The 9,622-nt window shown below is 74.6% G+C and carries 11 protein-coding genes; 4 read left to right on the forward strand and 7 right to left on the reverse strand.

Annotation, left to right across the window (positions count from 1 at the left end; translation table 11 throughout):
• Positions 1-84 precede the first annotated feature (84 nt).
• On the forward strand, positions 85-1,275 hold the full coding sequence (locus IE305_RS04925) for an aminotransferase class V-fold PLP-dependent enzyme (RefSeq protein WP_190128091.1): 1,191 nt from the start codon (positions 85-87) through the stop codon (positions 1,273-1,275).
• Here IE305_RS04925 and IE305_RS04930 read toward each other — a convergent pair.
• From IE305_RS04930 to IE305_RS04955, 6 genes are all read right to left on the reverse strand, one after another.
• On the reverse strand, positions 1,263-1,505 hold the full coding sequence (locus IE305_RS04930) for a hypothetical protein (RefSeq protein WP_190128092.1): 243 nt from the start codon (positions 1,503-1,505) through the stop codon (positions 1,263-1,265). The two genes, IE305_RS04925 and IE305_RS04930, sit on opposite strands and share 13 nt — an antisense overlap.
• Positions 1,506-1,517: 12 nt before the next feature.
• Positions 1,518-1,811 carry a hypothetical protein gene (locus IE305_RS04935; protein WP_190128093.1) on the reverse strand — a complete coding sequence of 98 codons (294 nt, stop codon included), beginning with the start codon at positions 1,809-1,811 and terminating at the stop codon, positions 1,518-1,520.
• 119 nt (positions 1,812-1,930) lie between these two features.
• Positions 1,931-2,275: a hypothetical protein gene (locus tag IE305_RS04940; protein ID WP_190128094.1), complete on the reverse strand. Its 345-nt coding sequence runs from the start codon at positions 2,273-2,275 to the stop codon at positions 1,931-1,933.
• Positions 2,276-2,326: 51 nt separating this feature from the next.
• Positions 2,327-3,454, reverse strand: a complete 1,128-nt coding sequence (locus IE305_RS04945; protein WP_190128095.1) for an amidohydrolase family protein — start codon at positions 3,452-3,454, stop codon at positions 2,327-2,329.
• Positions 3,455-4,810 carry a type I glutamate--ammonia ligase gene (locus tag IE305_RS04950; RefSeq protein WP_190128096.1) on the reverse strand — a complete coding sequence of 452 codons (1,356 nt, stop codon included), beginning with the start codon at positions 4,808-4,810 and terminating at the stop codon, positions 3,455-3,457.
• A gap of 135 nt (positions 4,811-4,945) precedes the next feature.
• Positions 4,946-6,190 carry a serine hydrolase domain-containing protein gene (locus IE305_RS04955; protein WP_190128097.1) on the reverse strand — a complete coding sequence of 415 codons (1,245 nt, stop codon included), beginning with the start codon at positions 6,188-6,190 and terminating at the stop codon, positions 4,946-4,948.
• Positions 6,191-6,407: 217 nt separating this feature from the next.
• On the opposite strand from IE305_RS04955, the gene IE305_RS04960 reads away from it, so the two are divergent.
• From IE305_RS04960 to IE305_RS04970, 3 genes are all read left to right on the forward strand, one after another.
• On the forward strand, positions 6,408-6,788 hold the full coding sequence (locus IE305_RS04960) for a hypothetical protein (protein WP_190128098.1): 381 nt from the start codon (positions 6,408-6,410) through the stop codon (positions 6,786-6,788).
• Positions 6,789-6,936: 148 nt separating this feature from the next.
• Positions 6,937-7,188, forward strand: coding sequence for a hypothetical protein (locus IE305_RS04965; protein WP_190128099.1), 252 nt, complete (start codon positions 6,937-6,939; stop codon positions 7,186-7,188).
• A 133-nt stretch (positions 7,189-7,321) separates the two neighbouring features.
• Complete coding sequence (locus tag IE305_RS04970; RefSeq protein ID WP_190128100.1) at positions 7,322-8,320, forward strand: ABC transporter substrate-binding protein; 999 nt, start codon at positions 7,322-7,324, stop codon at positions 8,318-8,320.
• Between the two features lie 60 nt (positions 8,321-8,380).
• Here the strand turns inward: IE305_RS04970 and IE305_RS04975 are convergent, their stop codons facing one another.
• A complete protein-coding gene (locus tag IE305_RS04975; RefSeq protein WP_190128101.1) occupies positions 8,381-9,526 on the reverse strand; it encodes a M20 family metallopeptidase in 1,146 nt (381 codons plus the stop codon).
• Between the last annotated feature and the right edge of the window lie 96 nt (positions 9,527-9,622).

The raw sequence follows: 9,622 nt of genomic DNA on the forward strand, positions 1-9,622 counted from the left end.
GAAGCGGTGAACAAGATGATGAAGTCGTCCCGGCAGCGACCACCCACATGGACCACCGACACCCCGTCAGGAGACAAGCTCCCCATGGACATCGCCGCGCTCCGCCGTGGTACCCCCGGCTGCGCCCACCGGACCCACCTCAACAACGCCGGCGCCGCCCTCCTCTCCCACCGGACCCTGAGGACGATGACGGCCCACCTGGAGCTGGAGGCACGGATCGGCGGCTACGAGGCCGCGAACGAGCGCCTGCCGGAGATCCGGGAGGTGTACGACGCCGTCGCCGCGCTCCTGGGCGGACGCGCCGACGAGGTGGCCCTGTTCGACAACGCCACGCACGCCTGGCAGGCCGCGTTCCTCGCCGTGCCGCTCGGGCCCGGCGACCGCATCCTCACCGGCCGTTCCGAGTACGGCAGCAACCTGCTGGGCTTCGTGCACGCCGCGCGGCGCACCGGTGCCGAGGTCGTCGTCGTCCCCGACGACGAGCACGGGCAGATCGACACCACCGCGCTCGCCGGGCTCCTCGACGAGCGCACCAAACTCGTCGGCGTCGCCCACGTGCCCACCGACGGCGGCCTCGTCAACCCCGTCGCCGAGGTCGGCCGCCTCACCCGCCGCGCCGGCGTGCCCTTCCTGCTGGACGCCACCCAGTCCGTCGGGCAGTTCCCCGTCGACGTCGAGGAGACCGGCTGCGACATGCTCGTCGGCACCGGCCGCAAGTTCCTCCGCGGCCCGCGCGGCATCGGCTTCCTGTGGGTGCGCACCGGCATCCTCGACCGCCTCGACCCGTACGTCTGCGAGACCGCCTCCGCGCAGTGGGACGGCGGCCTCGGCTTCCGCTGGCGCGACGGTGCGACGCGGTTCGCCACCTGGGAGATGAACTACGCGGCCGTCCTCGGCCTGGGCAGCGCCGTGCGCCAGGCCCTGGACCTGGGCCAGGACGCCATCGGCGAGCGCGCCCTCGCCCTCGGCACCGCCCTGCGCGAGCGGCTCGACGCCCTGCCCGGCGTCCGCACGCACGACCGGGGCCTCACCCGGTGCGCCATCGTCACGGCCGAGGTGGAGGGCATGGCCGCCGCCGAGGTGAAGTCCCTGCTCGGCCGGCAGGGCATCAACGTGACCGTCACCCACGGTGAGGACGGGCCGCGGTTCGACGAGAAGGACCCCGGGTTCCCGTCGCTGGTGCGGTTGTCGCCGCACTACTACAACACCGAGGAGGAACTGGACCGCGCGGCGGACGCCCTCGCGGAGCTGGCGCGGCGGGCTCAGCCCAGGTAGTCGATCTGGTACAGGTGCAGCGTCCTCGTCCGGTGGCCCAGGTAGATCACGGCGAACACCTCGTCGAGGACCAGCATCCGCATCATGCCGTCGTCCTCGCCGTACGGCACGGTCGCGCCCAGCGGGTCGGTGCAGGCCGTGGCGAGGACGTCGCTGAGCTGCTCGCTGACCTCCGGCGGCAGGGAGTCCCAGACGGCCGCCACCGTCGTGTCGTACTTGAGCGCGTACACCGGCCCAGCGTGTCAGCTCACCGAGGCGCCGCGGGAGCGAACCGCGGCCGCGTCATCCTGCACCTTCTGGGTGATGTCGATCCATTCGCCCGGCACCTGACGGCCCGCCTCCTGGGCGGCCGCGGCCTGCCGGCCGCGCTCGACGGACGCGAGCGTGCGCTCGGCGATGTCCTGCCACTTGGCCAGCAGCGCCGGCAGCTCGCGCGCCGGCGTGCGGCGGAGCTCGCGGACGAAGCGCTGCGCGAGGACGGGGCTGCCCAGGGCGTCGCGGATGCGGTCGGTGCTCCACACCGGTCCGGTGCTCATGGGTCCTCCCCGCGTCGGCGGCCGGGTCGCCCACATTAGCGAACGGTCCCCGGGGCGGGCGGAGAAACGCCGTGGCCCCGCGGACGTACGTCCGGCCGGGCGTACGGTGGCCGGGCGGCTCACGGGACGAAGTTCACGCTGTGGAACCGCCCCACCGCGTAGAAGCCGGTGGGGACGTACGCGGCCGGGCCGCGGCAGTCCGGCGTGTCGTACAGGTAGGCGCCGCGGTCGGTCTCGTTGCCGACGACGCCGTGGGCGTCGCCCACCGGGTAGCAGCGCCCGTCCACGGGGTCGGCCAGCTCGTGCGGTACCGCGCCTGCCTGGGTGTGGTATACGAACGTGCCGGCGGCGGCGTGCGCGCCGCCGGGCGAGGCCAGGGCCACCAGCCCGGCGAGGGCGAGGACGGCGGCGCACCGGGGAGAACACCAAGGACGCGCCTGGGGGCGCGGTCGGGGATGTCGCACGCCGTGAAGCTATCGGCGGCCCCTACGGCCGGTCCCGGGCGGCCGGGAGCTTCACCCGAACGATTCCGGGCCGTAGACGCGGCGGGCGTTGTCCGCGGCGATCATCGCGGCGACCCGCTGCGCGTCCGCGGCCGCCCAGACGCCCTCGGCCACCCACGCGCCCAGCACGTGGCGCAGCCCCCGGCGGAACAGCTCGGCGCCCACCACGTACAGCTCCGGCAGCCCGTAGGCGTCGGTGGAGAACAGGAGTTTGCCGAAGGGGGCGAGTTCCAGCATCTCGCCGAGCACGGCGGTGGCGCGGGCGCCGGTGTGGGTGAGGGCGAGGCCCATGTCGAGGTGGACGTGCGGGAAGGCGTGTGCGAGGTAGCCGGCCTGCCGGTGGTACGGGTAGCAGTGCAGCAGGACGAGGGGGCAGCCGGTGGGTGCGGTGGCGCGGACGAAGCCGGTGAGCAGCAGCGGGTCGCAGTGGTGGAGGGTGAGGTCGGGGTCGCCGAACCCGGTGTGCAGCTGGAGGGGCCGGCCGGTGCGGACGGCCGACCACAGCAGGTGGCGCAGGAGGACGGGGTCGGTGAGCCGGCCGCCGGGGGAGCGGCCGGCCAGCCAGCGGCCGGCGGCGGCGCGGACCTCGGCCGGGCCGGGCGGTGCGGGGTCGATGTCCAGGCCGTGGCGGTAGGCGAGCACGGATTTGAAGCCGGCGGCGGTGCCGGCGCCGTCCTCGACGGCGCCGGCCAGGCCGTCGAGGAAGGCGCGGGTGTCGTCGGTGCGGTCGGCGGTGTGTTCGGCGAGCCGTTCCAGGCGGAGGATCTCGCGGGCGGTGGTGCCGGGCCCGGCGGCCGCGGCCAGTTCGGCGGGGCCGAGGAGGTCGCCGGGGATGCCGGTGTCGACGAGGAGGCCGCCGATGCCGCTGCCGGCGAGGAGCCGCCGGGTGGTTTCGGCGGCGCCCAGTTCGCGCCGGCGGGCGAGGTAGGCGTCGGGCGGGCAGTGCGGTTCGAGGCCGAGGAGGGGTGGGCACCAGCGGCGTACGGCGAAGCCGGCCTGGGTGTCGAAGAAGGTGGTGCCCGGGGCGGGCGGCGCGTCGGACTCGGTGAGGAAGGACGCGAACCGTTCGGCGGTGGGGTCGGTGCGGAGCACGCCGTGGCAGTGGTGGTCGAGGAGGGGCGGCAGGGGCAGCGCGCTCATTCAGTACCGTCCGCGGGTGGCGGCGGCGAGCTCCTGCGGGGAGACGCCGTCCAGCAGGGCGGCTTCGGCGGCGCGGACGGCGGCGACCGTCTCGAACAGGTCGTCGCCCAGGGCCCGGCGGAGCACATCCGAGCGGCGGAAGTGGTCGAGGGCCTCGGGGAGCGAGGTGGGCAGGCGGGGGTGACCGCCGGTGACGGCGGGGTCGGCCGTGGCGGGCGGCGGCAGCCGCAGCCCGTCGTCCACCCCGGCCAGGCCGGCGGCGAGCACCGCGCCGGTGAGGAGGTACGGGTTGGCGGCGGCGTCGAAGCACTTGACCTCGGCGTTGGCGCCGGCGGGGTCGTCGGGGGCGCCGGTGATGAAGCGGAGGGCGGCTTCTCTGTTCTCCGGCCCCCAGCACTGGAACGCGCCGGCCCAGCGGGAGGGTTCCAGGCGGAGGTAGCCGGCGGGGGAGGGGGCGCCGAGGGCGAGGAGGGCGGGGAGTTCGCGCAGGACACCGGCGAGGAACGCCTGGCAGATGTCGGTCATGCCGTACGGGCCGTCGCCGCCCCGGAACAGGTTGCGGTCGTCCTCCCAGAGGCTGACGTGCAGATGGGCGCCGTTGCCCACGCCACCGGGCTCCACGACGGGGCCGAACAGGGGCGTCAGCCCGTGCCGGTGGGAGACCGCGCGGATCGTCTCGCGCACGAGGACGGACAGGTCGGCGGCGCCCACCGGGTCCGAGGGAGCCACCGACACCTCGAACTGCCCCGGCGCGTACTCGGGGTGCAGCTGCAACACGTCGACCTGCTGCGCCGCCAGAGCGCGCAGGACGTCGCGCAGGTAGCCGGAGAGCTCGGTGACGCGGGTCAGCCCATAAGCGGGGCCGGAACTGCCGTACGTGAGCGCCTCGCCCTTCCCGTCCGCCGTCCCGGCGCGGACCACGACCCACTCGGTCTCGAAGCCCATGCGCGGCCGCAGGCCCCGGTCCCGGGCCGTGTCCGCCATCCGGCGCGCGAACTGCCGCTGGCAGCCCGTGTAGGGGGTGCCGTCCTGCCAGAAGCGGTCGACCGGTGCCCACGCCCAGCCCGGATGGCCGGCGAGGACCGTCAGCCGGTCCAGGTCGGGGAAGAGCCGCAGGTCGCCCACGGGCCGGCCCTCGGCGCTGGAGTCGTCGACGAGGAAGACGTCGAAGCAGGGCCCCGCGCCCACGCCCCAGCGGGCGGTGTGCGCCAGCCGGGCCGTGGGCACCGTCTTGACCCGGCTGATGCCCGCGTTGTCAACGAACGTCAGGGCGACCCCCTGGACGTCCTGCGCGGTGAGCTGCGCGGCCGCCTGCCGTGCCGCCGACTCCGCCCGCTGCCGTTCCGGTCCTGCCACCGTCCGCTCCTCACCGGGGCGTTCCCCCTCGGCGCGATCCCATCGGGTCCGCTCGTATTACACCGCACGGCCCGCCCGGCGGGGGCGGATCCGGCCGGGCCCGGCATGCGGCGTCACCGGGCCCGGCCGTGCGCGTCAGCGCAGGGCCGTCAGCTTCTCCAGGGACGGGGAACGCTGGGCGGTGTGCCCCTTGGCGGGCGGCACCGTGCCGCAGTACTCGGCCTCCACCAGGGCCCCGAGGTCGCCCAGCCAGTCGCCGTTGAGGTTGAACGCGGTGGTGTGGCGGCCGTCGTCCGTGGAGGCGGCCAGGGTCGACGAGCCGTGGATGCCACCGGTGTGCAGCCACACGGACGTGCCGCAGGAGAGTTTCGCGCGCATGAGGCCCAGGCCGTAGCCGGCGGCACCGGCGGACTCGCCTCCGGGGCCGGTGGGCACGGCGGTCAGCAGCTCCTTCTGCTGCTTGGCGGGCAGCAGCTTCCCGCCGACGAGCGCGGAGTAGAACCGGTTGAGGTCTCCGGTGGTCGAGATGATCTCACCGGCGGCCCAGCCCCACGACGGGTTGAGCTCGGTGGTGTCCTGGATGGGGCCGGACGGGCCCGACGGGCCGAACTTCAGCTTGCTGTAGGCGCGGCCGTGCGGCGAGGGCATGGCCGACGAGTTGCCCGGCAGGGTGGTGTCGCGCAGACCGGCCGGGCGCAGCACGCGCTGCCGCACCTCCTGCGCCCAGGAGCGGCCGGTGACCTTCTCGGCCACCATGCCGGCCAGGACGTAGTTGGTGTTCGAGTAGTTCCAGCCGGTGCCGGGGGCGAAGTCCGGCTGGTGCCGCATGGCCAGGCCCACCAGCTGCCCGGGCTTCCAGACGTCGTAGCGGTGCTGGGGGAAGCCGGTGGTGAGGGCCGCGGCCAGCTCGGGGTCGGCGGTGTAGTTGTAGATGCCGCTGGTGTGGTTGAGCAGCTGGCGCAGGGTGATGCGGGTGCCGTCGTGGCCGTTGCCGCGGACCAGGCCCGGCAGGTGGCGGTCGACGGTGTCGTCCAGGTTCAGCCTGCCCTCGGCCTCCAGCTGGAGCAGCACCACGGAGGTGAAGGCCTTGGTGACGCTGCCGATGCGGAACCGGTCGCGGTCGGTGCGCTTGCGCCCGGTGGAGAGGTCGGCCACGCCGGCCGAGCCCTTCCACGTGGCGCCGTGGTCCTCGCTGCGGCCCAGGACCCCGGGTATGCCCTCCTTCACGTGTTGGTCCATCACCGCCCGTACGGCGGCGTGCCGGTCGTGGTCCGGTCCCGGTGAGGGGGCCGCCGTGGCGGCGGTCGCGGTGAGGGCTGTCGCGGCCAGGGCGGACACCATGGTCCCCGCCAGGACACGGGTCGCTCGGCGTGCTCTCATGTCGCCTGCCTTTCGGAAGAAGGTCCTGAAGAAGGTCGTCCTACGCCCTCCCGGACGGCGACCGGCGGCCCGTTGCCTGACCGGACCCGGTGGGGAGGGGCGGAATCCGGCCAGTCGGACCGTCGTACCGGGGGCACCTGACATGTCGTGATCTCGCCCTCAATCTCACCCGATCGACGGAATGCACCCGAGGTGACCGAACAACTACGGTTGGTGTATGGCGAGGCGGGGTCGTGCCGGCGGTCCGCAGTCCGTGGCGCGGGCTGTGGTGGCCGTGCTGGCCTCCGTCCTGCTGTTGCTGGCCGGCACCGTCGCCGGGGCGGGCGAGGCGGTCGAGCCGGGTACCGTCCGCGAGGAGGTGCCGCTGTCGGCGCTCGCGGTGGACGGCTCTCCCGACGAGGGCCTGCCGTGTGTGCCGGAGCAAGGCGTAGCGCGTCCGGGGAGGGTGGGGCGGCCCGTGGGCAGGCGTTCCTGTCCGCAGGCCGGCGTGTCCGGGGCGGCCGGGGCCGGGGGGCCCGCCGCCCCGCGGCCGCCGGCCGGGCCCGGTGGCGCCGCCGTCGCCGCCGGTCACGCGTGCCATTCCGTCCTGCGCTGCTGAGAGGGCCCGCTCCGTTCCGCGCCGCGTTCCGGCGTCGGACGGGGCGTCGTGCATTCCCGTCCTCTCCCGAGCCCTTGAGCCCTCGTGGCCGAGCCCCGAGGGGTTCCGCCGGCACGCCCGGCAGGCATGACAGCAGGAGTCACCCATCATGCGCATCGACCCCGCGCGCGCCCTCGGCGCCTACGTCCGCGCCGAGGCGTACCGCGCCTTCCGTCCCCGGCCCGAGCCCGAGCCGGCCCCCGTCGTCGTCGAGGAGCGGCCCGAGGAGGCGCTGCCCGCCCGGCCCGCGGGCCCGCGGCCGGGCCTGCTCGCCCGGCTGAGGTTCCTCCTCGCCGCCCGGCCCCCCGTCAGCCGTCAGGACGGCCGTCAGGAGGTGGGGAGCGGACTGCCGACGGAGTGACATTTAGGTAAGGCTAACCTAATATCCACCTGCGTCCGGTGGAGGCCCCCACCCTCCTCCGGACGCCTCCGCCTGTCCCGACCTTGACCGAATCCCACCGGCAGCCGCCGGTATTCACCGCCCGGAGCCTTCGATGACCGCACCCCTCCGCCCCCGCCCCTCCCTGCCGCGCCGCGCGGCACGGGTCCTCGCCGCCGTGGGAGCGGCCGCCCTGCTGGTGACCGGCTGCGGCTCGTCCGGAGGTTCCGGCGGTGACCGGGACGGCGGCGTGCGGGCCGGGTCCTCGGGTGGCACCCGTACGGTCAAGGACGCCACCGGCACCGCGGTGCAGGTGCCCGAGCACCCCCGGCGCATCGTCACCCTCACCCAGGAGGACCTCGACGCGGTGCTCGCCCTGGGCCTCAAGCCCGTCGGCATCACCAACGGGCAGGGGATGGACAAGCCCCCGGCCTACCTCGCGGACAAGGTCAAGGGCGTCGACGTCGTCGGCAATCTGCTGCAGCCCGTCATGGACAAGGTCGTCGCCGCCCGCCCCGACCTCATCCTGGCCGGCGACATGCAGGACCAGCAGGTGCTGAAGCAGCTGCGGAGCATCACCCCCGCGACCCTCGTCACCATGGCGCCCACGGACGACTGGAAGTTGTCGTTCCGGGGCATCGCCAACGCGGTCAACAGCATCGACAAGGCGAACGAGGTCATCGCCGGCTACGAGGCGAAGGCGAGGAGGGCCGGCGAGGACCTCGGCGCGAACAAGGGCGCCGCGGTCTCCATCGTCCGCTGGAACCCGGACGGTCCCAGCTGGATGGAGAAGAAGCAGTTCGCCAGCGGTGTCGCCCTCGACATGGGGCTGAAGCGTCCCAAGGCGCAGGACAAGGACGGCAACGCGCACACGCCGCCGCTGAGCCTGGAGCGCATCTCCGAGATCGACGGCGACTGGCTGTTCCTCTCCACGCTGACGTCCGACGGCGAGAAGGCGCTGAAGGACGTGCAGGAGAAGCCGGCGTACAAGGACCTGAACGCGGTGAAGCAGGGGCACGTCGTGACGGTGAGCGGCTCGGTGTGGTCCACGCGCGGCGGCCCCCTCGCGAGCCAGGCCGTCATCGACGACCTCACGAAGGCACTGAAGAAGTAGGGCGCGCGAACCGGGCGGGCCTCCGCGGGCCGCCCGGTACCGGCGTCGTACGGACTCGTGTCAGCGCTCCGCGCGCCGGGCCGCGAAGTCCGCGGCCGTCCACGCCATGCCCACCGCGCCGTCCACGACCGCCCGTTCCGCCTCCGGCGACACCGCCGCCTCCGCGAACGCCGCCTCGTGCGGCCCGCACGCACCGCCCGTGATGTCCAGCACCGGGTGGAGCGACGGCACCACGTGCGACACGTTCCCCATGTCCGTGCAGGCGAAGGCGGTCCGTGCCACCGGCTCCGGGCGGCCCAGCCGCCGCGCGTTCTCCCGCCACAGCCCGGCGAGCCCGGGGTCCGTGCGGAAGTCGAGGTATTCGGGCTCGGGCCGGGTCAGGGACACCTCGCACCCGGTGGCCAGCGCGCCCGCGCGGAAGCACGCCTCGACGCGGTCGCGCAGCTCCCGCAGGTCGTCCGCGACCGTGGCACGGATCTCGTACTCCGCCGTGGCCCGGTCCGGTACGAGGTTCGGCGCGGTCCCCGCGGCCGTCGTCACCCCGTGCACCTTCCACTCCGGCGGCAGCTGCTGCCGCAGCAGCCCCAGCGCGACCTGGGCGACCGTCAGGGCGTCGGCCGCGTTGCGGCCCCGGTGCGGCTCCAGCGTGGCGTGCGCCGCCTTCCCCCGGTACTCCACCGACAGCGTGCCCAGCGCGAACGACGTGAACTCCGTGACCTCGAACGGGCACGGGTGCACCATCATCGCCGCGTCCACGCCCGCGAACACCCCGGCCTCCAGCAGCAGCGCCTTGCCCGCGCCGCGCTCCTCCGCCGGGGCGCCCACGACCCGTACGGTCAGGCCCAGTTCGTCCGCGTACGGCGCCAGGGCCAGGGCCGCGCCGACGCCGGCGGCCGCGATGACGTTGTGGCCGCAGGCGTGGCCGAGGCCGGGCAGCGCGTCGTACTCGCACACCACGGCCACCGTCACCGGGCCCGTACCCGCCGTCGCGACGAAGGCGGTGTCCAGGCCGCCGGCGGGTGCGGTGACCGCGAAGCCGTGCCGGCGCAGCGCCTCGGCGCACCATGCCGCCGCGCGGTGCTCGCCGAAGGCGGTCTCCGGGTGCGCGTGGATGCGCCGGCTGAGCGCGACGAGCTCCTCGCGCAGCTGCGAAACCCGCTCGCGCATCGCTGATTTGAGGCCCTCGGCCACGGTGGTGTCCGGCATGTGCCGCTCCTGTCGTCGGTACCGGCCGGCGGGGCGCCTCGGTCCGGCACCCCTCTCACCGGCAACCAAAAGATAGCTTAGGCTTACCTAAGTCGA

The organism is Streptomyces mashuensis, from assembly GCF_014654785.1.
Classification (GTDB): Bacteria; Actinomycetota; Actinomycetes; order Streptomycetales; family Streptomycetaceae; genus Streptomyces; species Streptomyces mashuensis.

Coding starts and splice junctions, on each gene's coding strand:
- IE305_RS04955 (WP_190128097.1), bottom strand. CDS start 6,190: ATGAGAGCACGCCGAGCGACCCGTGTCCTGGCGGGGACCATGGTGTCC.
- IE305_RS04960 (WP_190128098.1), top strand. CDS start 6,408: ATGGCGAGGCGGGGTCGTGCCGGCGGTCCGCAGTCCGTGGCGCGGGCT.
- IE305_RS04970 (WP_190128100.1), top strand. CDS start 7,322: ATGACCGCACCCCTCCGCCCCCGCCCCTCCCTGCCGCGCCGCGCGGCA.
- IE305_RS04965 (WP_190128099.1), top strand. CDS start 6,937: ATGCGCATCGACCCCGCGCGCGCCCTCGGCGCCTACGTCCGCGCCGAG.
- IE305_RS04935 (WP_190128093.1), bottom strand. CDS start 1,811: ATGAGCACCGGACCGGTGTGGAGCACCGACCGCATCCGCGACGCCCTG.
- IE305_RS04925 (WP_190128091.1), top strand. CDS start 85: ATGGACATCGCCGCGCTCCGCCGTGGTACCCCCGGCTGCGCCCACCGG.
- IE305_RS04945 (WP_190128095.1), bottom strand. CDS start 3,454: ATGAGCGCGCTGCCCCTGCCGCCCCTCCTCGACCACCACTGCCACGGC.
- IE305_RS04975 (WP_190128101.1), bottom strand. CDS start 9,526: ATGCCGGACACCACCGTGGCCGAGGGCCTCAAATCAGCGATGCGCGAG.